Annotated in this window: 23 protein-coding genes and 1 pseudogene; 14 read left to right on the top strand and 10 right to left on the bottom strand. The window is 72.5% G+C overall.

Annotated features, from left to right (window positions below; translation table 11 throughout):
• Positions 1 to 42: 42 nt before the first annotated feature.
• Entirely contained in the window at positions 43 to 423 is a 381-nt protein-coding gene (locus ABZ464_RS00330) for a tetratricopeptide repeat protein (protein ID WP_055637991.1), read from the top strand.
• A 13-nt stretch (positions 424 to 436) separates the two neighbouring features.
• Here ABZ464_RS00330 and ABZ464_RS00325 read toward each other — a convergent pair whose 3' ends face one another.
• On the bottom strand, positions 437 to 703 hold the full coding sequence (locus ABZ464_RS00325) for a DUF6343 family protein (protein WP_359268666.1): 267 nt from the start codon (positions 701 to 703) through the stop codon (positions 437 to 439).
• A 107-nt stretch (positions 704 to 810) separates the two neighbouring features.
• Between ABZ464_RS00325 and ABZ464_RS00320 the strand changes: the two genes are divergently transcribed.
• The 3 genes from ABZ464_RS00320 to pip all read left to right on the top strand — a co-directional run bounded on the left by ABZ464_RS00320 (position 811) and on the right by pip (position 3,270).
• Positions 811 to 1,500, top strand: a complete 690-nt coding sequence (locus tag ABZ464_RS00320) for a class I SAM-dependent methyltransferase (RefSeq protein ID WP_359268663.1) — start codon at positions 811 to 813, stop codon at positions 1,498 to 1,500.
• Positions 1,501 to 1,504: 4 nt separating this feature from the next.
• Positions 1,505 to 2,239 carry a uracil-DNA glycosylase gene (locus ABZ464_RS00315; protein WP_359268661.1) on the top strand — a complete coding sequence of 245 codons (735 nt, stop codon included), beginning with the start codon at positions 1,505 to 1,507 and terminating at the stop codon, positions 2,237 to 2,239.
• A gap of 65 nt (positions 2,240 to 2,304) precedes the next feature.
• The gene (pip, locus tag ABZ464_RS00310; protein ID WP_359268659.1) at positions 2,305 to 3,270 is read left to right on the top strand and encodes a prolyl aminopeptidase; all 966 of its coding nucleotides are present in this window, start codon (positions 2,305 to 2,307) and stop codon (positions 3,268 to 3,270) included.
• 39 nt (positions 3,271 to 3,309) lie between these two features.
• Here the strand turns inward: pip and ABZ464_RS00305 are convergent, their stop codons facing one another.
• Together ABZ464_RS00305 and ABZ464_RS00300 are read right to left on the bottom strand one after the other, a co-directional pair.
• Positions 3,310 to 4,779: a LamG domain-containing protein gene (locus ABZ464_RS00305; protein WP_359268657.1), complete on the bottom strand. Its 1,470-nt coding sequence runs from the start codon at positions 4,777 to 4,779 to the stop codon at positions 3,310 to 3,312.
• Between the two features lie 54 nt (positions 4,780 to 4,833).
• The gene (locus ABZ464_RS00300) at positions 4,834 to 5,550 is read right to left on the bottom strand and encodes a GntR family transcriptional regulator (protein WP_359268655.1); all 717 of its coding nucleotides are present in this window, start codon (positions 5,548 to 5,550) and stop codon (positions 4,834 to 4,836) included.
• A 133-nt stretch (positions 5,551 to 5,683) separates the two neighbouring features.
• Here ABZ464_RS00300 and ABZ464_RS00295 point away from each other — a divergent pair, with 133 nt between their 5' ends.
• From ABZ464_RS00295 to ABZ464_RS00275, 5 genes are all read left to right on the top strand, one after another.
• The gene (locus ABZ464_RS00295; protein WP_359268653.1) at positions 5,684 to 7,150 is read left to right on the top strand and encodes an NCS1 family nucleobase:cation symporter-1; all 1,467 of its coding nucleotides are present in this window, start codon (positions 5,684 to 5,686) and stop codon (positions 7,148 to 7,150) included.
• Positions 7,151 to 7,155: 5 nt separating this feature from the next.
• Positions 7,156 to 7,869 (top strand): aspartate/glutamate racemase family protein, encoded by a 714-nt coding sequence (locus ABZ464_RS00290; RefSeq protein WP_359268651.1) that lies wholly within the window; start codon positions 7,156 to 7,158, stop codon positions 7,867 to 7,869.
• A 561-nt stretch (positions 7,870 to 8,430) separates the two neighbouring features.
• Entirely contained in the window at positions 8,431 to 9,231 is an 801-nt protein-coding gene (locus tag ABZ464_RS00285) for a nucleotidyltransferase domain-containing protein (protein WP_359268649.1), read from the top strand.
• Between the two features lie 41 nt (positions 9,232 to 9,272).
• Complete coding sequence (locus ABZ464_RS00280; RefSeq protein WP_359268647.1) at positions 9,273 to 10,004, top strand: hypothetical protein; 732 nt, start codon at positions 9,273 to 9,275, stop codon at positions 10,002 to 10,004.
• A gap of 559 nt (positions 10,005 to 10,563) precedes the next feature.
• Positions 10,564 to 12,477, top strand: coding sequence for an FUSC family protein (locus ABZ464_RS00275; protein WP_359268644.1), 1,914 nt, complete (start codon positions 10,564 to 10,566; stop codon positions 12,475 to 12,477).
• Positions 12,478 to 12,643: 166 nt separating this feature from the next.
• Here ABZ464_RS00275 and ABZ464_RS00270 read toward each other — a convergent pair whose 3' ends face one another.
• A complete protein-coding gene (locus ABZ464_RS00270; protein WP_359268641.1) occupies positions 12,644 to 13,600 on the bottom strand; it encodes an endonuclease/exonuclease/phosphatase family protein in 957 nt (318 codons plus the stop codon).
• Between the two features lie 302 nt (positions 13,601 to 13,902).
• Here ABZ464_RS00270 and ABZ464_RS00265 point away from each other — a divergent pair, with 302 nt between their 5' ends.
• On the top strand, positions 13,903 to 14,559 hold the full coding sequence (locus ABZ464_RS00265) for a DUF899 domain-containing protein (protein ID WP_359268638.1): 657 nt from the start codon (positions 13,903 to 13,905) through the stop codon (positions 14,557 to 14,559).
• Positions 14,560 to 14,713: 154 nt separating this feature from the next.
• On the top strand, positions 14,714 to 14,890 hold the full coding sequence (locus ABZ464_RS00260) for a hypothetical protein (RefSeq protein WP_359268636.1): 177 nt from the start codon (positions 14,714 to 14,716) through the stop codon (positions 14,888 to 14,890).
• 3 nt (positions 14,891 to 14,893) lie between these two features.
• Here ABZ464_RS00260 and ABZ464_RS00255 read toward each other — a convergent pair whose 3' ends face one another.
• The 3 genes and pseudogenes from ABZ464_RS00255 to ABZ464_RS00245 all read right to left on the bottom strand — a co-directional run.
• A complete protein-coding gene (locus ABZ464_RS00255) occupies positions 14,894 to 16,756 on the bottom strand; it encodes an ABC transporter ATP-binding protein (RefSeq protein ID WP_359269589.1) in 1,863 nt (620 codons plus the stop codon).
• A 273-nt stretch (positions 16,757 to 17,029) separates the two neighbouring features.
• The gene (locus tag ABZ464_RS00250; protein ID WP_359268633.1) at positions 17,030 to 17,470 is read right to left on the bottom strand and encodes a hypothetical protein; all 441 of its coding nucleotides are present in this window, start codon (positions 17,468 to 17,470) and stop codon (positions 17,030 to 17,032) included.
• A gap of 758 nt (positions 17,471 to 18,228) precedes the next feature.
• A pseudogene (locus ABZ464_RS00245) lies at positions 18,229 to 18,921 on the bottom strand (ATP-binding protein); the annotation flags it as partial.
• 282 nt (positions 18,922 to 19,203) lie between these two features.
• Between ABZ464_RS00245 and ABZ464_RS00240 the strand changes: the two are divergent.
• The 3 genes from ABZ464_RS00240 to ABZ464_RS00230 all read left to right on the top strand — a co-directional run bounded on the left by ABZ464_RS00240 (position 19,204) and on the right by ABZ464_RS00230 (position 21,223).
• Entirely contained in the window at positions 19,204 to 20,064 is an 861-nt protein-coding gene (locus ABZ464_RS00240; RefSeq protein ID WP_359268630.1) for a helix-turn-helix transcriptional regulator, read from the top strand.
• Positions 20,065 to 20,319: a DUF397 domain-containing protein gene (locus ABZ464_RS00235; protein WP_055638138.1), complete on the top strand. Its 255-nt coding sequence runs from the start codon at positions 20,065 to 20,067 to the stop codon at positions 20,317 to 20,319.
• Between the two features lie 91 nt (positions 20,320 to 20,410).
• Positions 20,411 to 21,223, top strand: coding sequence for an SAM-dependent methyltransferase (locus ABZ464_RS00230; RefSeq protein WP_359268628.1), 813 nt, complete (start codon positions 20,411 to 20,413; stop codon positions 21,221 to 21,223).
• Between the two features lie 39 nt (positions 21,224 to 21,262).
• Here the strand turns inward: ABZ464_RS00230 and ABZ464_RS00225 are convergent, their stop codons facing one another.
• Genes ABZ464_RS00225 through ABZ464_RS00215 form a run of 3 tightly spaced genes read right to left on the bottom strand, consistent with a single transcriptional unit; the run spans position 21,263 to position 22,730 of the window.
• Entirely contained in the window at positions 21,263 to 21,679 is a 417-nt protein-coding gene (locus ABZ464_RS00225) for a hypothetical protein (protein ID WP_359268625.1), read from the bottom strand.
• Positions 21,676 to 22,416, bottom strand: coding sequence for a hypothetical protein (locus ABZ464_RS00220; RefSeq protein WP_359268622.1), 741 nt, complete (start codon positions 22,414 to 22,416; stop codon positions 21,676 to 21,678). Before ABZ464_RS00220 ends, ABZ464_RS00225 begins: the two co-directional genes overlap by 4 nt.
• A complete protein-coding gene (locus tag ABZ464_RS00215) occupies positions 22,413 to 22,730 on the bottom strand; it encodes a PEP-utilizing enzyme (RefSeq protein WP_359268619.1) in 318 nt (105 codons plus the stop codon). Before ABZ464_RS00215 ends, ABZ464_RS00220 begins: the two co-directional genes overlap by 4 nt.
• Between the last annotated feature and the right edge of the window lie 535 nt (positions 22,731 to 23,265).

The raw sequence follows: 23,265 nt of genomic DNA, 5'->3' as shown, positions 1-23,265 counted from the left end.
GTTCCGCGCGTTGAACCCTCCCAGCAAGGGAAGGATTTTTCCGTGCCCGATACCAGCGGTTCGACCGGACGTACTCCGGAGACGCATGTCATCGACTTCCGTGCCGCGGAGCAACTGCTCGCCGCACGGGACCCGCGGGGCGCGGTGAAACTGCTCGACAGTGTCATAGCCGCCCACCCCGAGAACACCGCCGCCCGCCTGCTGCGCGCCCGCGCCTTCTTCGCCGCCGCGCAACTCAGGCCCGCGGAGCTGGAGTTCACCGTCGTACTGGAGCGGGAGCCGGACAACGCGTACGCGCACTTCGCGCTCGCCCGCACCTACGAGCGGCAGGGCCGCGGCGACCAGGCGAAACGCCACTTCCGTCTGGCGGCCGCACTGGACCCCAACCCGCAGTACCTCAAGGCGGCCCGCTTCGAGACCTGACCGCGCCCGGCGCTCAGGGAGGGTGGCGCTCCGGCGGCCGGTACGGCGGGACGTCACGGCCCGGCTGATAGTGCGGGCCCTGCCGGAGGTGCCTGAGGATCATCGTCAGATCCACGGTGACCACCACCCAGAGCACCCCGCAGGCGACCGCCCATCCGGGACGCCCCGCGAGGGAGAACGCGGCCGTCCCGAAGATCGCCCACAGCAGCCCCCACACGCTCAGCCAGGCACGCATCCGCAGTGCACTGCGCGCGGTCGTCGGCTCACTGCCCGTACGCATCGGGATCACCACTCCTCCCTTGAAACGTACTCTTCCGCAGGGCGGCTCGAAAGAGTGAACCCGTGCGAGCGGGGAACGGCTGACCGAGAGCGGGCCGTTGGACGGGCATGCGACTGGAAATGCGAAACGGATACGCGGGGACGGGCCCCGGAGCGATCACCCCGGACGGCTGCGCGGTCGAGCTCTACTCACGCCTGCCGGTGCGGGACGAGCCGGACGTCATCGCCGCGGCGGTGCCCGCCGGCGCACACCTCCTCGAACTCGGCAGCGGAGTCGGCCGCCTCACCCACGCCCTCCTGGAACGCGGGTTCACCGTCACAGCGGTGGACGAGTCCCCCGACATGCTGGAACGCGTCCGGGGTGCCCGCACCTTATGCGCCTCCATAGAGACCCTCGACCTGGGCGAGACCTTCGACGTGGTGCTTCTCGCCTCGTTCCTGGTCCACAGCGGCGACAGTGAGGTCCGCCGGGGCATGCTCCGCGTCTGCGCACGGCACCTGGCCGACGGAGGGTGCGTACTGATCCAGCGCGAGGGCGCCGACTACCACACCGACCTGCCCCGCGAACGCGTCGACCCGACCGGCTTCACCCTGCGCCTGGTCTCCTCGGACCCGATCGGCGACGGCGTCCACTCCGTCCACGCGGAGTACGAGTTCCCGGACGCGACCTGGACCCAGACCTTCCTCGCCCGCCCCCTCACCCAGGAGCAGTTCGAGGAGGCGCTGGCGGAGGCGGGCCTGAGGGTGGACCGGTATCTGACGGAGGACGGGACCTGGGTGAGAGCGGTCGTACGGTGAAGGCATGGACGCCGCACACCGCCCCGATGCCGCGGGACCCGAGGGCCTCGCCGGCCTGGATCGGCGGGTCGCGGACTGCCGGGCGTGTCCTCGGCTGGTGGCGTGGCGGGAGGAGGTGGCCGCCACCAAGCGGGCGGCCTTCGCCGACCGGACGTACTGGGGCCGCCCGGTCCCCGGCTTCGGCCCGCCGGACGCGCGGCTGCTGATCGTGGGGCTCGCCCCGGCGGCGCACGGCGGCAACCGCACGGGCCGTATGTTCACCGGCGACCGCTCCGGGGACGTCCTGTACCGAGCGCTGTACGACGTGGGGCTCGCCTCGCAGCCCACCTCCGTCTCCACGGACGACGGGCTGCGGCTGTACGGAGTGCGGGTGACCGCGCCGGTGCACTGCGCACCGCCCGCCAACAAGCCCACCCCCGAGGAACGGGACACCTGCCGGCCCTGGCTCGTGCAGGAACTGCGGCTGCTGCGGCCGACGCTCCGCGCGGTCGTCGCCCTCGGCGCGTTCGGCTGGCAGGCCGCACTGCCCGCGTTCACCGAGGCGGGCTGGACGGTACCCCGGCCCCGGCCGGCGTTCGGGCACGGGGCACGGGTGACGTTGGCGAGGACGGAGGGACCACTCGAACTCTTCGGCTGCTTCCACGTCAGCCAGCGCAACACCTTCACCGGCCGCCTCACCCCCGAGATGCTGAGGGACGTCCTGCGCACCGCGGCGGACGCGGCGGGGCTGCCCCGGTGAGGGGCTCCGACGGGGCGGCCGAAAAAGGCGCGACCTCGGTGGGGCGAGCGCCCTAGGGTGCCCGGATGAGCCTGTATCCGGAGATCGAACCGTACGAGCACGGCATGTTGGATGTGGGGGACGGCAACCGCGTGTACTGGGAGACCTGCGGGAATCCGCGGGGAAAGCCGGCGCTGGTGCTGCACGGAGGGCCGGGGTCCGGGGCGAGTGCGTGGGCGCGGCGGCTGTTCGATCCGGAGGCGTACCGGATCGTGCTCCTCGACCAGCGGGGGTGCGGGCGTTCCACGCCGAGCGCGAGCGCGTACGACACCGACATGAGCGTCAACACGACGGCTCACCTCATGGCGGACCTGGAGCTGCTGCGTGCGCGGCTGGGGATCGAGCGGTGGCTGGTGTGGGGCGTGTCGTGGGGTTCGGTGCTGGGGCTGCGGTACGCGCAGACGCATCCCGGTGTGGTGAGCGAGCTGGTGCTGACCGGGGTGGCCTCCGGGTCCGACGCGGAGGTGGAGCTGCTGACCAGGGGGCTCGGGAAGCTGTACCCGGAGGCCTTCGAGGAGTTCCTCGGCGCGTTGCCGGAGGGGGCGGCGCGGGAGGGGAATCTCCCGGCCGCCTACAACCGGCTGCTGGAGTCGCCCGACCCGCAGGTGCGGGAGCGGGCGGCGCGAGCGTGGACCGACTGGGAGACGGCGATCATCCCGGCGCCGCCGCGTTCGGTGAAGCGGTACGAGGATGAGGCGTTCCGTATGGGGTTCGCCCGTACCGTCACGCACTACTGGGGCAACGGTCACTTCCTGGGCGAGGAGGGGGCGGAGGGCGTGGTCCTGCGCGACGCGCATCTCCTCAAGGGCGTCCCCGGCACCCTCGTCCAGGGCAGCCTCGACTTCGGCAACCTCGTCGGCGTCGTCTGGCGGCTGCACCACGCCTGGCCCGGCAGTGAGCTCGTGGTCGTGGACCAGGTGGGGCACGACGCGGGCGCGCCGGGCATCACGGAGGCGCTGGTGGCGGCCACCGACAGGTACGCCCGCCGCTGACCGCCCGCCCCTCACGCGGTATGCGTCATCGTGTTCGGGTCACACGATGCGCGCCGCCGACACCGGGCGCTGCGCGACCGGCCAGGTGTTCGTGGACTTGGCGGAGTTGACGCTCCAGCGGTAGCGGGAGAACTCGCCGGTGGTGTCGGAGGCGTAGAACATCATGTGGCCGATGCCGACGCCCTGGAAGTTCTCGCCGTCCACATCGCTGACCATGCGGGTGTCGGGGTACGTGGGGTAGTTGGTCTTGCCGTACACGCCGTGCGGCTCGGCGGTGCAGTCGACGACCTCGACGGCGTACTGGGTCTCGCCGCTGAAGTCGGCCACGCCGCTGAAGACGCCCCTGACCTCGCGGACCATGACGATGTGTCCGGTGTTGTTCTCGACCGTGCCCAGGTAGTCGACCGCGATCAGATCGCCCGGCAGCAGGTCGGCGACCTTGCGGATGGGCTGGTAGCGGGGGCCGCCGGTGCCGTCGGTGAAGGCCTTGCGGTAGTCGGCGGCCTCGGGGATGCGGTCCTGGAAGTGTTGGCTGAAGTAGTCGTCGGTGGCCCATCCGTAGGTGTGCCGGAGCACCCAGGTGACGAAGGACGAGCAGCGGGCGTGGGCGATCCAGCCGGCCGGGTCGTCGGGGGTGCCCCAGGTGAGGGTCGAGGGGGAGCCGATCAGGTAGACGTTGTTGGCTCGTGCCGTGCGCCCGCTGATCAGGGAGATCTCGTCGGCGGTGAGGGCGCGGCCGTAGGCGCGGACGTCGTCGGTCGCGCCCTTGAAGCGGTTGACGTAGGCGCCGTCCCAGCGGGCCCGGCCGATGTTGAAGCCCTGGGTGGCGGCCCAGGAGAGGGTGGTGTCGGCGCTGCCTTCCAGGGTGCCGTCCACGTAGAGGTGGATGCGGCCGCCGTCCCAGACGCCGGTCAGATGGGTCCAGCGGCCGGGGACGGGGGTGGTGGTGGCCAGGGCGGAGATCTTGGTGCTCTGGTCCTCGGCGCGGACCTTGAAGGCCCAGGTGGCGGCCGTGTCGTCGTACTGGAGCAGGAAGCGGCTGCACCGGGTGCCGTCCTGGCTGACGGCGGTGTACATGTTCGCGGGGTCGGTGTCGGGGGCGAGGCGTACCCAGGCCGAGACGGTGAAGGGGGCGGTGGTGTCCAGGACGGAGGCGGTGGCGGCGTACGCCCCGGAGGTGCCGTCGAGACCGAGTGCGCCGCCGGCCCGCAGCGTCGACCAGGTCGCGCCGGTGCCGAGGGCGAGGGGCTGGTCGCGGCCGGAGCGGTCGGCGCCCGAGCCGTCCAGCGGCCAGTGCCCGGCGAGGCCGCCGGGCAGATGACCGGCGGCCAGCAGTCGCTGGTACTGGACCATCCGTTCGGCCTCGAGGAGGTGCGGTGCGGCGACCGGGGTGAACGGGGTGTCGAGGGGGGCGTCGGCGGCGGCGTTCCCCGCGCCGCCGATCACGCCGGTCATCGCGCCCGCCCCCATGAGTGCCGCTCCGCTCAACAGCCCGCGTCTGCTGACCATGTTTCTTTTCTCCTCCCGTTGGGTGTCGGACCGTCGGTGTCCGACCCCGGGAGTCTATTCGTACTGTTGTTCGGTGATCGGCTGCGGTGGGGCCGTCCGTCGGGGTGCCGGCTCGGCGAGGTCGCCGAAGAGATGCCGCACGCTGGAGCGGTAGTTGGCCTGCACGTGGCGCAGTGCGTGGGCGCGGGCCCGGTCGGGGTCGCCGGAGGCGAGGGCGTCGTAGAGTTCGCGGTGCTCGGTGAGGAGCTGGGGCCACTCCTCGTTCTGCCGGGTGAGCCAGCGCATACGGCCGTCGACGGGCTCCATGACCGAGATGAGCAGGCTGTTGCCCGCCATGGCGAGGATGGCGTCGTGGAAGCGGGTGTTGACGTCGGTGATCGTCTCGGCGTCCCCGGCGGCGGTCGCCGTGGCCGCCTGGTCGAGGAGTTCGCGCAGGTGCGTGAGGGCGTCGGGGGTGGCCCGTGCGGCGGCCAGTCCGGCCGCGTACACCTCCAACGCCTCGCGCAGTTCGAAGAGTTCCTTGACGTCGTCGGGGGTGAGCCGGCGTACGACGGTGCGGCGCGCCGACTCGAAGAGGACGAAGCCCTCGGCGACCAGGGACCGGATGGCTTCCCGGACCGGTACCCGGGAGACACCGAACCGCTCGGCGAGTTCGCGCTCGACGAGCCGGTCGCCGGGGCGCAGGCGGCCCGCGATGATGTCCTGCCGCAGGGTGGCCAGGACTCGTTCGCGCACCGCGCCGAGGGGTTCGATCTTCGTCGTGGAGCTCATGGAGCCATCTTCGCCGACCCGGGCGTGCTTTTACGGGGCCGTAACGGGACGGACATCGGTCAGGACTCTTGACGGGAGGACCATGTCGGCAGTTTGGTATACCAAACGCGGATTTCCCAACGATGGAGGCCCCGTGTCCCTTGCCGACAGAGCCGAAGCCACCGGCGCACCGGCGTTCGTCCCCGATCCCCGGCTCACCAACGAAGACCTCGCCCCCGCCGAGAAGCGGAACTGGAAGGTCTTCGACCTCTTCGCCATGTGGATGTCCGACGTCCACAATCTCGGCAACTACACGTTCGCCGCCGGTCTGCTGGTCCTCGGCATGAACGTCTGGCAGATCTTCACCGCCCTCCTCGTCGGCTTCGTGCTCATCTACATCGGCATGAACTGGATGGGCAGGATCGGCCAGCGCCACGGCGTGCCCTTCCCGGTCGTCAGCCGGATCAGCTTCGGCGTCTGGGGCGCCAACATCCCCGCCCTCATCCGGGCCGTGATCGCCATCATGTGGTACGGCATCCAGACCTATCTGGCGTCCGTCGCGGTCAACGTGATGCTGCTGGCGGCCTGGCCCGGCCTGGAGTCCTGGACGCACCACTCCTTCCTCGGCCTCGACGCCCTCGGCTGGGTCTCCTTCCTCGCCCTCTGGCTGATCCAGGCGCTGATCATCAGCCAGGGCATGGAGTCGGTCCGCAAGTTCCAGGACTTCTGCGGCCCCGCGATCTGGCTGGTCATGATCGCCCTGGCGGTCTGGGTGCTGGCCAAGGCCGGCTGGACCATCTCGCTCACCTCCACCCCGCACCCCGTCTCCGTGGGCGAGCAGTGGCGGCAGTGGTTCGGCGCGATCGGCCTGATCCTCGCCACCTACGGCACCCTGATGCTCAACTTCTGCGACTTCTCCCGCTTCGCCCCCGACTACAAGACGGTCCGGCGAGGCAACTTCTGGGGCCTGCCGATCAACTCCACGGCCTTCGTCGTCGTGTCCGTCATCGTCACCGCCGGCTCCCTGGAGGTGTTCGGCGAGGCCATCACCGACCCCGCGGAACTGGTCGCCAAGGTCGGCAACACCTGGGTGATGGTGCTGGGCGCGCTGACCTTCGCCATCGCCACCATGGGCGTCAACATCGTCGCCAACTTCGTCTCCCCGGCGTACGACCTCGCCAACGTCTGGCCGCAGAAGATCACCTTCAAGGTCGGCGGCATGATCAGCACGGTCGCCGCGCTGGTCGTCACCCCCTGGAACCTCTTCTCCAACCCCACCGTCGTCAACTACTTCCTCGGCGGCCTCGGCGCCTTCCTCGGCCCCCTCTTCGGCGTGATCATGGTCGACTACTACCTGGTCAAGCGCGGCCGCGTCGACGTCGACGAACTGTTCGACGCCACCCCCGGCTCCCGCTACTACTACCGCAAGGGCGTCAACCCGAAGGCGCTGTGGGCGTTCCTGCCCTCCGCCGCCGTCGCGGCGGTCCTCGCCCTGGTGAAGACCTTCAGCGACATCGCCCCGTACTCCTGGTTCATCGGTACGGCCCTCGCGGCCGGCCTCTACGTCCTGCTGACCCGCACCGAGCGGGCGGCCGTCACCGAACAGCCCGCGGAGGTCTGAGAAGCGTGCGGATCGTCGTCACCAACTGCAACACCACGCAGGAGATGACCGAGGAGATCGTGCGAGGTGCCCGGGCCGCGGCAGGCCCGGGCACCGCCGTGCTCGGCCTCACCCCTGCCTGGGGACCGGCGTCGGCCGAGGGCTGGCTCGACAGCTACCTCTCGGCGGCGGCCGTCCTCGACACCCTGCGCACCTACGACGGCCCGCCCTACGACGCCGTCGTCATGGCCGGCTTCGGCGAGCACGGCCGCGAGGGCGTACGGGAGCTCGTGGACGTCCCCGTCGTCGACATCACCGAGGCCGCCGCCCACCTCGCCTGCCTCCTCGGCCGCCGCTACGGCGTCGTCACCACCCTGGAACGCTCCTGCGGCCAGATCGAGGACAGCCTGGAACTCGCCGGTGTCGGCCGCAACTGCGTGGCCGTGGTCGGCACCGGCCTCGGCGTCCTCGACCTCGGCGACGAGGAACGCACCGAGGCGGCGTTCCTCACGGCCGCCGAACGGGCCCGGGACGCGGGAGCGGAGGTGCTGGTCCTGGGCTGCGCAGGGATGACCGGCCTGCAGGCGACGGTGGGGGAGAAACTGGGGGTGCCGGTCGTCGACGGCGTCGGGGCCGCGGTGAAGATGGCGGAGTCCCTGGTGGGCCTGGGCCTGACAACCAGCAGGGCGGGGAGCTTCGCACGGCCGGTACCGAAGAGAAGGACGTGGGGGACGCCCTGAGGACGACTACGTCGGGGGGCTGGGGACGGCCGTGTCGGGGGGCGGGGGCGACCGTGTCGGGGGGCGGCGAGGGTGACCGCGGCGGGGCTGGGGAAGGACCGCATCGGGGGGCCGGTGCGACCGTGCGGGGGGCGGGTACGACCGCGCCGGGGGCCGGGGAGGGCCACGTCGGGGGGCGAGGGTGACCGCGGCGGGGCCGGGGAGGACCGCATCGGGGGGCGGGTACGACCGCGCTGGAGCGACGGCGACCGCGTGAGGGGCGGGTACGACCGCGTCGCGGGCCGGGGAGGACCGCTTCGGGGGGCGAGGGTGACCGCGGCGGGGCCGGGGAGGACCGCATCGGGGGGCGGGTGCGACCGTGCTGGGGGGGCGAGGGCGACCGCGTCGAGGGCCGGGGACGGCCGCGTCGGGGGGGTGAGGGCGACCGCGTCGGGGGGCCGAGGACCAGCCCGCCGGGGGCGTTGTCGGTGATAATCGGTCGACGCCGGGCGCGTCGCCCCGCCACCCTTGCTCTCCGGAGTGTTCCCGCTCCGATACCGCCACCGTGCCTCCGGGAGACCGATGCCCGTGCCCGCGCTGAGCGACGCCGAGTTCCTCGACGTGACCGCCGACCGTCTCGCCGCGCTCCCCGGGGTCCGGGCCGTGGCGCTCGGCGGATCGCGGGCCGAGGGCACCCACCGGGCCGACAGCGACTGGGACCTCGCCGTGTACTACCGGGGCTCCTTCGACCCCGCGGACCTGCGGGCCGTCGGCTGGGAGGGCGAGGTGTCGGAGATCGGCGGGTGGGGCGGCGGCGTCTTCAACGGGGGCGCCTGGCTGACCGTCGACGGGCGGCGGGTCGATGTGCACTACCGCGACCTCGACTCCGTGGAGCACGAATGGGCCGAAGCCGAGGAGGGGCGGTTCCGGGTCGAGCCGCTGCTGTTCCATCTCGCGGGCATCCCCAGCTATCTCGTCGTCGCCGAGCTGGCCGTCAACCGGGTGCTGCGCGGTGAGTTGCGGCAGCCCTCCGCCTACCCCCGAGCGCTCCGCCGTACCGCGCCCGACCGCTGGTACGGAACCGCCCGCGCCACCCTCGACCACGCCAGGGCCCACCACGCCCCCGCCGGACGGCGCACCGAGACCGCCGGCGCGCTCGCCGTGGCGGCCGCCCAGACCGGCCACGCGGTGCTGGCGGCCCGCGGGGAATGGGTGACGAACGAGAAACGGCTGCGGGAAAGGGCCGGACTGCGCGGTGTCGACGCACTCGTCCGTCTGCTCGGCAACGCCGAGGACGACGCGCTGCCGAACGTGCTGGAGCGGGCCTCGGATCTCTTCGCGGAATGCTTCCGGGCGGCCCGGGAAAATCGCACCCTCGAATAATCGTTGGAATCGGGCGAGTTGTCGTTGCTACGGTTTTTCCCGTGGCGAAACTCAATCAGATCATCGCAGTCGAGAAGGGCATCAAGTCCAAGGCCCACCAGGACCTGACCGCAGCTCACCACGGGCTGCAGAAGCCCGCGTTGCTGGCCGGTATCTCGCGTACCTACCAGCCCAAGGACGAGGAGGGCGAGCAGCTGCCGCCCGAGTCGACGCGTGTGCAGGTGCAGGCCGAGGACGTGCTGCGGGAGACCGCGGCCACCCTGACCCGGCTGTTCGACGTGACCGCCACGAAGGACTGGGCCAACTGCACCGCCCGTGCCGACGTGACGGTGGACGGACGGGTCCTCGTCGCCGACGTACCCGTGTCCTACCTGCTCTTCCTGGAGAAGCAGCTCGTCGACCTCACCACCTTCGTACGGAAGCTGCCGGTCCTCGACGCCTCCGAGGCCTGGGTGGAGGACCCCTCCACCGACGCCTGGAAGACCGAGCCGGTGCGGACCCTGCGGACCAAGAAGGTGCCCCGCAACCATGTGAAGGCGGAGGCGACCGAGAAGCACCCGGCGCAGGTCGAGGTGTACTACGAGGACGTGCCGGTCGGTTACTGGACGACCGTGAAGTTCTCCGGAGCCCTTCCGGCCCGCCGGGTCAACGAACTTCTCGCCCGGGTGGAGAAGATGCAGCAGGCCGTGAAATTCGCCCGGGAAGAGGCGAATGGCGCCGACGTCGTCGACCAGCGGGTCGGTGACGCGGTTTTCGGTTACCTCTTCGAATAACCGTTTCGGACTCCCCGGCCTTGTGCGGCCGGGGTGCGCGAGGAGCGCAAAGCTGAAGCTGAAGCTTGTCGTGATGATCGCCAATAATCGGTGATCGCAGAATCTCAGACTCTCGCTCCAGACTCAGCATTCGCCGCCGATCGCCGGATCGACCGGGCCCAGGCCCCCGGACGTCGAATTGCTGGTTCAAGTCCAGCCCGCGCAGCTCGATGCGCGGTGGTCCAAAGGCAGGACGCGACGACATCAGACTGCCCTGGGTCCTCAAGCGTGCCGGCGTGCCACATGGGCGGCACCGACAGGGGCCGGGGGCAGGCTACGCCTCCGGCCCCGCTCCCGTTTCCGCTCCCGCTCCCGTTTCCGCTCCGGCTCTCGTTCCGCTCGCGTTCCCGGCATTGCGTTCATAAAGAAAGCGAGATCCGGCGCAGACGTCACCTCGCCGAAACGCAACAGCCCCACGATCCCCGACACCACCCCCTACCGTGGACACCACAGCTCACCGCTGACCGCCCCGGCCGCCGTCGCCCGAAGGCACACCCGCCCTCGACACGACAGGAGCCCTGTGTCCCCGCGTTCCGCCGTTGCCGTTCGCACAGTCCTTCCGCCCTGGCTCGCCCACGCCCTGCGCGCCCAGCGCGGCCCCGTCCCCTGGAGCGCGGTCACCCGCGGCGCCCTCGCCGCCGGGCCGCTGCTGCTCCTCGCGGTCCTCACCGACCGCGTCTCCCTCGGGGTCGTCGCCGCCATCGCCGCGATGCTCGCCGGGATCAACGACCGGCCCGGCAGCCGACGGGCCGCCGTCAAACGGCTCGGGGCGCCCGCCCTCGCGGGAGCGGGCGGGATGCTCGTCGGCACGTACCTCGGCGACCGGGCGGGCGCCGTCGCGCTGATCGCCGCACTGACCGGCCTTGGCCTGCTCGCGGGCGGGATGAGCGCCATCGGGCCCGTCGCCTCCGGTGCCGGGACACAACTGCTGGTGGCGGCGGCCGTCGGCGCCGGGATGCCGGTGCCCGAGGCCGGGTGGACGCGCGCCCTCGCCTTTCTCGCCGGCGCCGGCTGGCTGCTCGCGCTGCGGCTCGTCCTGCCCACGCCCGGCGCCCTGACCGGCGACTTCCGCTTCGACGGGGAGCGCGCCGCCGTGTCCGGGGTGTACGACGCCGTCGCCGACCTCCTCGACGCCGCCGGCACCGCCCACGCCACCGCCCGCCGCGCCGCCCTCACCGCCGCCCTCGACCACGCCCAGGACGCCCTCACCGGCCCCCGCCTGCGCCGCTTCGCCGGCTCCGCCGCCGAACGGCGACTGCACGCCCAGTACGCCGCGGCCCTGCCCCTCGCCGAGGCGGCGACCGCCCTCGCCTGGGCCGGGGAAGACGTCTCCGCACGCGCCGCCGAAGGCCCCCGGCGACTCGCCGCCGCCGTACGCGACAACACGGCCACCGGGCCGCTGCCCGCTCCCACGCGGTCCGCGCCCGCGCTGCGCGCCCTCGACGACGCGCTGCTGCACGCCGCCGAGGCCTTCGACCGGGGCGGCGGAGGCGATCTGCACACCCGCCGGCGCAGCCCCCGCGCTCTGCTGCGGACCGCGTTCGGGGCGGGCGGCCGCGAGTACGGGCTACGGGTCGCCCTCTGCTTCGGGGCCGGCGCGGCCATCGCCCAGGTCCTGCACCACTCCCACTGGTACGGGCAGCACACCCACTGGTACTGGCTGCCCGCCACCGCCGTCTTCCTCGTCAAGCCCGACCTCGGACCGCTGGTGTCCCGGGTGCTGTGCCGGGCCGCCGGGACCGTGCTCGGCGCACTGGTGTTCGCCGCGTTCGCCGCCGTGCTGCCCCGGCCGGAGGGGCTCGTCGCGCTGGTCGCCGTCTGCGGGGCGCTGGTCCCCGTCTCCACCCGGCACTTCGCCGCGCAGACCGCCGTCGTCACCGTGCTCGTGCTGTCCCTCGTGATGGTCGGCGGCGAACCGCAGGCCTCCGTCAGCCGGATCGCGGAGACCCTGCTGGCCTGCGCGATCGTCCTCGTCGTCGGACATCTGCCGATGCCGGGGGAGCGCGGGGGCCAGGTGCGCGCCCGGCTCACCGCGGCCACCGGCGCCGCGCACGCCTACCTCACCCATGTCCTCGAGGGCCGCGACGGCCCCGATGTTCCCGACGGCCCGGATGCTCCCGGCGGCCGCTCCCACCGCGCCCGCCGCTGGACCCTGCGCCGCGAGGCCTACCGCACGCTCGCCGAGGCCCGCACCGCCATCGCCCTCGCCGCCCATGAACTGCCCGCCCTCGCCCGGCACACCGAGGGCACCGACGAGGTCGCCGCCCTCCTCGAACGGCTCGTCGACACCACCACCGCGTGCGCCGTCCACCTCGACGACACCGGGCGGCTCGGCCCCGGGCACCGGGCGCAGCTCGCCGAACTCCTCGCCGAACTCGCCGTACGCAGGGAACGGGTGGGGCTGACCGCTCCGGTACTGCCGCTCGCGGGCTGAGAGGGCTTGGTGGAGGTGCCGCGATCGCGCCGTCGCCCAGTGCGGCGCCGTTGTGGCCGGGCCGGTCGCGCAGTTCCCCGCGCCCCTTCAGGGTGTTGCCGAACCGCCCGTCATCAAGAACCGCACCCGCACAGCCGATCGGGCAGGTCCGCACCCACCGGGCCTGTCAGTCGATCCGCACCCACACCGGCGCGTGGTCCGACCCCGACTCGCTGTGGTGTGCCGCCGGATCCGCTCCCACCGACGGCAGGCGAAGCGCCCCCTCGGGCCCCGGCCCGCTTCCCGTCCCCGCCTCCGTCAGCCGGTGGACCAGCCGGTGGCTCGTCAGGATGTGGTCGATCAGCTCGCGGCGCCCCGCGTTGATCCGCGAGTGGCGCCGGTCGGCGGGGATCAGCGGCGCCACGTCCCACAGCCGGGCCGCGTCGCCCTTGTCCGGTGTCTCGAAGCCGGGCGTGCCGATCTCCGAGCCGGGCGGACCGAGCGGGATCTGCGTGGTCGCCGCCTGCACCTCGTCGTTCAGATCGCCCACCACCGCCACATCGCGCGCCCGGCCGTCACCGGCCAGCAGGACGTCGGCGAGCGCCCGCAGCGCCGTCGCCTCGGCGGCCCGGCGGTGCAGGGCGTACGCGCCGTAGCGGGCCCGTTCGCCCTCGTCGCGCGGGAAGAAACGATCCCCCGGGTACGACAGCAGCTTGGACTTCAGATGTGCCACCGCCACCCGCAGCGGCCCCGCCTCCGTCACCGTCTCCACCGCCAGGAACCCGCGCCCCGCCCCGTCCGAGACCGCGCCGGAGTCGTCCGACTGCACCGGCCGCACCTTCGGCGGGAACGCGCGCGTGTCCGCCAGCACCTCCAGCGGCGTACGGCTGATCACCCCGACCCGGATGCCCCGGCCGTCCGGGAGTGCGGAGAGCGCCACGTGCCAGGTGCCGCCCACCGTCTCCAGCAGGTCCGCCAACGCCTCCGGCTCCCCGACCTCCTGCACCCCGAGCACCCCCGGGTCGAGCGCGGTGACCACGGTGGCGAGCGCCGCGAGCTTCGCCTCGTACGCCGCCTTGTCCTTCGGGCCGAAGGGGCCGCCGGGCCGGTACAGGTTCTCCAGGTTCCAGGTGCCGAGGAGCATGCCGGGATCCCTCCGGGAGGTGTCGTGCCGTCAGGGTGCCCGGCCGCCGCGCACGGCGACAGGTTCGCGACACGATGCGGGCCACGGCTCACCCGCCGGCACGACACCGTCGTACGTCGACACGATGACGCCCTCTCCGACGCCCGCCCCGGATTCCGTCCGGGAGCCCGACGCATGGACCCCGTACGCCCTGCGGCTCCTGCGAAAAATGCCCCGCACGCGAGAAATTCCCGGCGCCGCCGATGAGTTCCGAACCGCCCGCGGGTCACCCCTTCGAGCCGACCGCTGCACAGGAGGGGCCCATGGCGCATCCGGAGCTTCCGGGACTGCCGGAGATCGTCTCGCGTGAGGAATGGCGCGCGGCACGCGAGGAACTGTCCGCCGAGGAGGAGGCGGTGGCCCGGGCACGGGACACGCTGACCGCCCGGCGGCGGCGCCTGCCCATGGTCGAGATCGGCGCGGAGTACGTCTTCGAGGGCGGCGACGGCAAGGCGACCCTGCTCGACCTCTTCGACGGGCGCGGGCAACTCGTGCTGTACCACTTCATGTTCGCCCCGGAGTCGGAGGCGGGCTGCCCCCGCTGCTCGGCCTTCCTCGACCAGCTCGGCCACCTCGCCCACCTCACGGCGCGCGGCGTGTCCTTCGCGGCCGTCTCCCGGGCGCCGTATCCGCGCCTGCTGCAGTTCAAGGCCCGTATGGGCTGGACGCTGCCCTGGTACTCGTCGTACACCAACGATTTCAACCGCGACTTCGAGGTCACGCGGGAGCAGGACGGCGGCCTCGTCGAGCGGCCCGGGCTGAGCTGCTTCCTGCGGGACGGCGACCGCGTCTTCCACACCTACTCGGTGTACGACCGCGGCCTCGACGGGCTCGGCTCCACCCCCGGCCTCCTGGACCTCACGGCCCTGGGCCCCCTGGCCGGCGAGCCCGTCCGCCCTCACGACGAGTACGAGTTCTGACACGTACGGTGCCGGAGATGTCCGTAACGTGACCGGATCCTCACGATCCGCGCCGAATCCGTGTCAACTACGTCTCAGTAACGCAACCGAGCGAGCTTCCCGGCCTCCGGAAGGCGTTAACTCCTACGAGTACGACGCTTTCTGGAGGTGCGAGATGGTGAACGGGCGAACCGTGCTCGAGTGCTTTCCCGCAGGCGGGCCGCGCGGATCGTGGCCCGCGGAGGAGTTCGCGCACGCGCGCCGCCTGGAGGGACTGGCCGCCGAGGTCGTCATGGACCTCGCGACCGACACCTTCCTGGTGATCGTCCGGGGCGGCAACGCCGCGGACTGACCCTCAGCCGACGCTCGACGTGGGCGCCGTCGGGCTGAACTGCTCCGCCTGGAGCGCGTACAGCTCCGCGTAGACGCCGCCGCAGGCCAGCAGCTCGTCCGGGGTCCCGGACTCCACCAGCCGGCCCTGGTCGAGGACGTGCACCAGGTCCGCGTGGCGCACCGACGCCAGCCGGTGGGTGATCAGGACGACCGTCTGGCCGCTGCCCGCCAGCGCCCGGATCTTGTCGAACACCTCCAGCTCCGCGCGGGCGTCCAGGGCCGCCGTCGGCTCGTCCACGATCAGGATGCGGCCCCGCCGGTACGCGGCCCGCGCGATGCCGAGCCGCTGCCACTGGCCGCCGGACAGCTCGTGCCCGCCGCTGAAGTTCCGGGCCAGCAGGGTGTCCAGACCGCGCGGCAGATCCCCGACCACCTCCTCGGCCCCCGCCTCCGCGATCGCGTCGGCCAGCCGCTCCTCCGTCAGCGGCGCCGACGAGCGCCCCACGGCCACGTTCACCCGCGCGGTGAACGGCCACCGCTTGAAGTCCTGCGCCACCATCGCGATCCGCTCGGCCAACTGGTGGCGGTCCGCCTCCGCCGCGTCCACGCCGTCCCACAGGATCCGCCCCCGGTCCGGCCGGTACAGCCCGGCTAGCAGCTTCACCAGGGTCGTCTTGCCGGAGCCGTTCTCCCCGACCAGCGCGATGATCCGGCCCAGCGGGAGGGAGAGCGTGACCTCTTCGAGAGCGGGCCTGGGCGACTCGCCCGGATAGCCGAACGTCACGTTCTCGAAGCGGATCTCCCGCGGATCCTCCGGCAGGGCCACCCCGCCCTCGGGGATGGCCCGTTCGGCCGCCTCGACGTACAGCCGCTGCAGATCGCCCACGAACAGGGCCTCCTCGTGCAGCTGGTTGACCTCCAGGACCAGCGTGTTCAGGCTCGCCGAGCCGCTGCGGATCGCGATCACCGCGGTGCCCGCGACCGCCAGCGCCATCGTCCCGGTGAGCAGCAGCCCGCCCAGCGTGGCGTACGTCGCCACCGTCGCCAGCCCCGTCCAGACGGCCGCGATCAGCCCCGTGCGGGCGGCGAGCCGGGCCAGCCGGGCCTGCTCCGCCTCCGCGGTCTCCGACATCGCCCGGAAGTGCCGCAGCAGGAACGGGCCGACTCCGTGCACCCGGATCTCGGGCGCCGCCTCCGGCTCGGTGAGCAGAGCGGCGATGAGATGACCCGCGCGCTCGTGCTGCACCCACGTGTGGAACGACTCGTAGCGGCGCCGTGCGTTCGTCAGCGCGCTCCAGGCGCTCGGCAGTGTCATCGTGATCAGCAGCGGCAGCAGCAGCGGATGCAGCACCGTCAGCACCCCGGCCGCCGCCACCAGCGAGATCATCGCGTTCACCACACGCGTGCCGTACATGATCATCCGCCGTGCGGACGAGGCGCCGTACTGCGCCGTGTCCAGCAGCTTGTGGAAGGCGTGGTCCTCGATCGCGGCCAGTTCGACCGCCGCGGCCCGTTCCAGGTACAGCTCGGTCGCCACCCGCGCCACCTTGGGCTCCAGCCGCCCGGTGGCGTACGTCGACGCTGCCCTCAGCAGCGCTCCGACGAGGAGTACGACGGCCATGACGACCAGCGCGGGAAGGGCGCCGTGCAGCCGGTCCTCGATCGGGCCGCCGCCGATCAGCCTGCTGAGCACCGAGTTCACCGCGAGCAGCCCCACCGCCTGGGCCACGCCCCGGCCGGCCTCGGCGGCCAGTACGGTACGGGCGGCCCGCGGGTCGGCCTGCCGGGCCAGCCGCAGGCTCACGGCCAGCAGGGAGGGCAGCCGGGTCACCATGGCGCGGAAGCTCAGTTCCAGGAAGGCGTCCCTGTGCTGGTTCCAGCCCATGTCGTAGCGGAGCGGGCCACCGAAGAGCAGCCGTTCCGACTCGGACACCTCGCGCTCGTCGGACCCCTTCGGATTGTGCGCCTCTCCCGCCTGCCCCAATGTCTCCGCCTCCCGCGATCGTGGACGAACGGCCACTATCCCGGGAGGCGACGGGTCAGGACAGGGCGCGGGACGTGGAAGAGGGATGCGCGGGGGCGTACGCCGGGGGTGGCGGATGCGGGCCGCCTGTGGAGGGGCGGGACGGTCGGCCGAGGAGCCCGGCGGAGCGGCCCGCTAGGCGCTGATCGGGCGTGACCAGGTGGGCGTCGTGCCCGTGAGGCGGCACAGGGCCAGGTAGAGCGGGATCGGCGGGGTGTACGGAAGCGTGCCGTCCGGCCGGTGGACGAGGTCAGGGACGGGCAGGGACTCCGGGACGATCGCACCCGGGGTGTAGCGCGCGGGGGCGGGCCACTCCAGGGCGTAGTCGGAGTCCGACGGGACGAGCCACCACCAGTGCGCCTCGTCGGCGTAGACGCAGCCCACGCGGGGCAGCCGGGGCATGAGCAGCGGGCCGATACCGGCCGGTACGGCCACGGCGTCACAGCCCAGCGGGGCGATCATGCCGTCCGGCACGGTGAGCCGGCGGGGAGGTTCCGGGACGGGGCCCAGGTCGCGCCGCAGCCGGACGAGTGTGTCGAGGGAGCGCACCGGCCTGCGGCCGGGCGCGCCGCTCATGCCCTCCCCCGCTCTCGGCTTCTCTCCAGCGGCGGGAGCCCCGTGCCGCCCCCGACACCGGGGAACGGCCGCGGGACGGAGGCCTCGCCGACCGGGGGGACCGGAGCGACGGGGGCGAGTGGCGCAAGCGGGGCGACGGGAGCGGGGGTGTGGCTCGTGGCCTGGTGGACCGCGGTGCGGTGATCCGGGCCGCGCTCGTCCGCGCGGTGGGCGTCGACGGTGCGGTGATCCGCTGCACGGTGATCCGCTGCACGGTGATCTGTCGTGCGGTGATCCGCCGTGCGGTGTTCCGGCGCGCGGTGGGTCAGCGGGCTGTGGGCCAGCGGGCTGTGGCCGTGGCTGTGGCCCACGGAGGTGTGGCCGAGAGGGGTGTGCCCGAAGGCGGTCTGGTCCAGGGCGTGATGGCTCGGGCCCTGGTGCTCCAGCACGCAGAGGTCGGACACCCGCTGTTCGGGGGTGCGGCGGTCCGGGCCGAAGGGGTTGGCCGCGCGCTGCTCCGGGCCGTGGTGCTCCTTGCCCGAGGGCCTGACCGGAGTGGCCGAGGGCTTGACCGGAGTGGCCGAGGGCTTGACCGGAGTGGCCGAGGGCTTGACCGGAGTCTGGCCGGGGGGCTTCGGCAGGCCGGCCGGTGCCCTGCGCATCAGCTCGGCCGCGTACGCCTCCGCAGCACCGCGCGAGGGTGCCGGACGCATCGCGCGTGAGTCGCCCCGCGGCCCGTGGTCGCGGGGGGTCCGGTCGCGGTGGGACTGCTCCACCGGCTCGTCCTCGTCCCCAGGGCCGTCGGCCGGGCCGGGCTTGGGGCGGACGCCCCAGCCGAGATCGTCGCGCGGCTCGGCGTGCTCCCCGGCGGCATGACCCTCGCCGGAGCGGCCCGCACCAGCACGGTCCCCACCAGCGCGCTCCGCACGGTGGTCCTCCGTGACTTCGGCGTCGGCACCGTCCCGCGGTTCGGCCGCCTCGGCCGGCCCGTCCGCGCCGCGCGGCAGGTCCGCCCAGACCAGCAGGCCGGAGCCGTGCTCCTGGGCGCCCCAGGAGTGACAGAGGGCCTCGACGAGGAGCAGTCCCCTCCCGTGCTCCTCCTCGGGACGCTGCGGGGAGGGATGCGGATCGTCGGGCGCGCAGCCCTGATCGCGCACGGCTATGCGCAGCACGTCGTCACCGTCGAGCAGCTCGCACACGACGACATCGCTGGCCGTGTGCACGATCGCGTTGGTGACCAGCTCGGATATGACGAGAGCCGCGGTGTCGCAGGTGTCCTCGCACACCGACCAGCCGGTCAGCCGGGCCCGTGCCAGGCGTCTGGCCTGGGCTGGGGAACCCGGATGGGCGGCCAGTTCGAATCGGAACCGGCGCTCGGCAGCGGCCTGGTCGGGGCCTGCTCCCGGGGCGGCACCGAGACCCTGGGGGCGGCCTGCGGCGGCGTCTGTTCCTAAGGGCGCGGACGGAATCACGCTTGCCACTATCGCCGCGCCGTGAACACTTGGCAAGTGTCACTCTGAAAAATGCAGAGTGCTGTGTGACGCGGTGGAGCGCCGTGGCACACTGCTCGCAACAGCATGTTGAGCGGCGCCAGTTGGGATCGCCGGAGATCCGTACGCGGTCGTACAGATCTTCGAATAGGTCTTCGAATGGCGCCGTAAGGCTGTCAGGATTCGTTCCGTCACCGGCCGGTCGGGGGCTGCTCAGCGCGGCCGAGACGACCGGGCGGCCGGGGCTCTTCGTGGAGGTGGAGCGTGAGCGAACCGCGGTCCGCGCCGACCGTCGGACAGGTCGTCCTCGGCCGGCGCCTGCTGGATCTGCGGGAACGCGCAGGGCTCAAGCGCGAGGAGGCCGCCAAGATCCTCCGGGTCGCCCCCGCCACGGTCCGCCGTATGGAGATGGCCGAGGTCGGCCTCAAAATCCCGTATCTCCAACTGCTGCTGAAGGCCTACGGCATCACCGACGAGGAGGCCGAGGGGTTCGTGCAGTTGGCCGAGGAGGCCAACAAGCCCGGCTGGTGGCAGCGTTTCCACGACGTCCTGCCCGGCTGGTTCTCGATGCACGTCAGCCTGGAGGGCGCGGCCGCCCTGATCCGCCAGTACGAACCGCACTTCGTCCCCGGTCTGCTCCAGACCGAGGACTACGCGCGCGGGGTCCTGAAGTCGGGCGCCATCGGCCAGACCCGGCCGGAGGACATCCAGCGTCTCGTCGACCTGCGCATGCAACGCCAGGAACTGCTCACTCGTCAGGACGCGCCCCGGTTGTGGGTCGTGATGGACGAGACGGTGCTGCGCCGCCCGGTGGGCGGTCCGGAGGTGATGCGCGCGCAGATCGACAAACTGCTCGAGGCGACGAAGCTGCCCCATGTGACGCTTCAGGTGGCCCCGTTCTCGAACGGGCCGCACCCCGGCACCTACGGGCCCTTCGTGCTGTTCCGATTCGCCATGCCGGAGCTTCCGGACATGGTCTACAGCGAGTACCTGACCGGCGCCGTCTATCTCGACGCGCGCACCGAGGTGGCGACCCATCTCGAGGTCATGGACCGCATGGCGGCGCAGGCCGCTACTGCACATCGCACGAAGGAGATCCTCAGGGATTTCCGCAAGGAGCTGTGAATGGATCGCATCAAGCCGCGCAAACGGGTCTACAACGGAATGCCCGCGCGGGACTTGGGCAGCGAAGGCTGGCACAAGCCCTGGAGCGGCGGCAACGGAGGCAACTGCCTCGAGGCGATGAAGCTCGCCGACGGCCGGATAGCCGTCCGTCAGTCGACCGACCCGGACGGTCCGGCGCTGATCTACACCACCGACGAGATGACGGCCTTCATCGAGGGGGCCAAGGCGGGGGATGCCGACTTCCTGCTTTCATGACCTGGGGATTTGCCGTTTGTCACCTTCTCGTTTCTCGACTTCCTTGATTTGGCACCGACTTGATTATTCATTGCGTCTTACGGAGCGTTTCATGACCGGGCAGGACCCCGCCCCCGTTATCGAGATCGACACCGGTAAGCCCCATCCCGCACGGATGTACGACTGGTATCTCGGCGGCAAGGACAACTACCCCGTCGACGAGGCCATGGGCCGCCAGATGCTCGCGCTCGACCCGCGCGTGCCGGTGATGGCACGAGTCAACCGCGCCTTCATGCACCGCGCCACGCGCTGGCTGGCCGGGAACGGCATACGCCAGTTCCTGGACATCGGCACGGGCATCCCCACCGAGCCCAATCTGCACCAGGTCGCCCAGGAGATCGCGCCGGACGCCCGCGTCGTCTACTGCGACAACGACCCGATCGTGCTGGCCCACGCGGCGGCGCTGCTGCGCAGCACGCCCGACGGCGTCACGGAGTATCTGCAGGCGGACGTCCGCGACCCGGCCACCATCGTCGAGGGGGCCAGGAAGATCCTGGACCTCACCCGGCCGGTGGCCCTGTCGCTGGTCGCGCTGCTGCACTTCGTCCCCGACGAGGACGGCGCGCACGAACTCGTCGACCGGCTGCTCGCCGAGCTCCCCTCGGGCAGCTACCTGATGATGACCCACGCCACCGCCGACTTCACCCCGGAGGAGTCCGCGGCGGCCACGGAGAAACTCAAGGCCGCGGGCGTCACACTGGCCCTGCGCTCCCGCGAGGAGTTCGGCCGCTTCTTCGACGGCCTCGAACTGGTCGACCCGGGCGTGGCGGTCGTACCCGACTGGCATCCCGAGCTCGGCGAGCCGGTCCCGGGCCAGGAGGACGGGGTCATCCCGGGGTACGGGGCGGTGGCCCGCAAGCCGTAGCAGGGACCCCCGGCATCCCCTGGGGACCGGCCCAGAAGGTCAGAACCAGGTCATCATGCGCCGTGGGGCGTCCACCAGACGGCTCACGGCGACGATCGCCGGCGGCGGCTGGTCGGCCTCGCTGTGTTCGAGATGCAGCCCGTAGTAGATCTGTTCGATCGACGGCGGTCCGACCGCGAGATTGCGCCGGACCGCCGCCGCGGGGGACTCCTGTCCGGTCTCCACCAGGTACGCCGCGGCCATCGTGCCGGTACGGCTGGTCAGCCGCAGCCGGTCGTGCTCGGTCAGCGCGGGCCGTACGGTCCCGGCGAACAGGCCGTCGCCGAGGTCGCCGAGGGCCGCGTGACGCAGCGGCACGGACGTGGAGTCCCGGCAGCGCTCCCAGACCTGCTGCGCGGCCAGCGACCGCCGCGCCGCCGTCATGTCCGGGCCCCGGATGTCGACCCGGACGATCACGGAGGTCGCCTCGTTCCGGTTCTCCTTCTCCTCGCGGGTCTGCGTGAGCCGCGCGATCCCCACGACCAGCCCGGCGAGCAGGGCGACGCAGATGACGTAGATCGCGGCCACGCGCGCGCGACGCCCACCGGAGGGCCGGGGCCGCCCGGCAGCGGAAGATCGTCCGGGTCGCGGCCGTCGCGGCCGTCCCGGTCATCGCCGTTGTCCAGGTCATAGCGGCTGTCCCGGTCGTAGCGGGTGTCCAGGCCGTAGTGGCCGTCCCGGTCATAGCGGGCGTCCGGACCGGGCGCGGCCAGGACGGCCAGCCGCCCCGCCAGTCGGCGTTCCGCCGGCCGCGCGGTGGCGGACGCGACCCGCTGGACCACCCAGGCCAGCCCGGACAGCAGGACACCGGTGACCATGAGGACCGGCACGAAGACATACGTACGGTCCGCCGGGTCCTCCAGCCAGCTGAACCGGGCCTCCTCCCGCTCGGCGGCGGGCCGCCGGAGCCGGGCGAGCACGTCCTCCTGCCGCGCGTCCAGCTCCCGCTGCCGCCGGTCGGTGTCGCGCAGCCGCTCCTCGATCCGGGCCAGCCGCCCCAGCAGGACGACACCGAGCAGCATCACCTCCACGACCAGCAGCAGCACTCCGCAGATCAGCGCCCGCTGCCACTGCCACCAGTACAGATAGACGACGAGATAGGTGGCCGCCCCGGCCGCGGCCAGGCCGGCGAGGACGTACGCGACCCTCCTCACGGCGCGTCCCCCAGCCGTACGTCCCCCGTCGTCCCGTCGACGGCAAGCCGGGAGCCGATCGGGAAGCGGCGTACGGCGTCGGTCGCGCCGACGACCGCCGGCAGCCCGAACTCCCTGGCCAGGACTGCCAGATGCGACAAGGGGCTGCCGGTCTGCGCGACCAGGCCCGTGAGCCCGGGCAGCAGCGGGGCCAGCGCGGGGTCCAGGGTGCGCACGACGAGCACCGGGTCGGCGGGCCGGGCGCCCGTCCAGTCCCAGACGGTCCCCACCGGGTGGCCGTTCGCCCCGGGCGGGATCACGAATCCGGGGAGCACGGGCAGTCCGGCGCGGGCCGCGCGGGCCAGGTGCGCGGCCTTGGATCCCGCCAGGCGGGGAATTTCGGCGCGGGTGCATCCAGGGGGACGGTGGCCGGGCCGTGGACCCCCACCGGGCCCAGGGCCCCCACCGGGCCGAGGGTGACCTCGCCCCGGGGGCCTTGCCCGCCGTGGGCACCATCTCCGTGACGTTCGTCGAGCGTCGTCATCGACACCCTCCAGGACCGACCGCCAACAGGGGGGACGCGCGGGATCGGCCCTGCGCCTGACGGCGGAACGAAGGATGGGGTGGGCCGCCGCCGATCCGGACCGGGGTGCCGCCCGGTTCCGGACACGGCGACAGCACACCTCCTGTTCCGATGATCCCACCGCTGGTCCGATCCCTGTAGCCCGTAAGCCACATTTCGGGCATCAAGGGATATCGGGGGTGTCTGGGAGGCCGGGGGACTGAGGAGGGGGCATCGCGGAGGCGGCCGCCGGGCCCGCCGGTCGGTTCGTCCGGCGGGCCCGGCGGCCCGCGGAGCCTCCTCCACAG

Source organism: Streptomyces sp. NPDC005820, assembly GCF_040630255.1.
Classification (GTDB): Bacteria; Actinomycetota; Actinomycetes; order Streptomycetales; family Streptomycetaceae; genus Streptomyces.
This window is presented reverse-complemented; position numbering and strand designations above follow the sequence as displayed.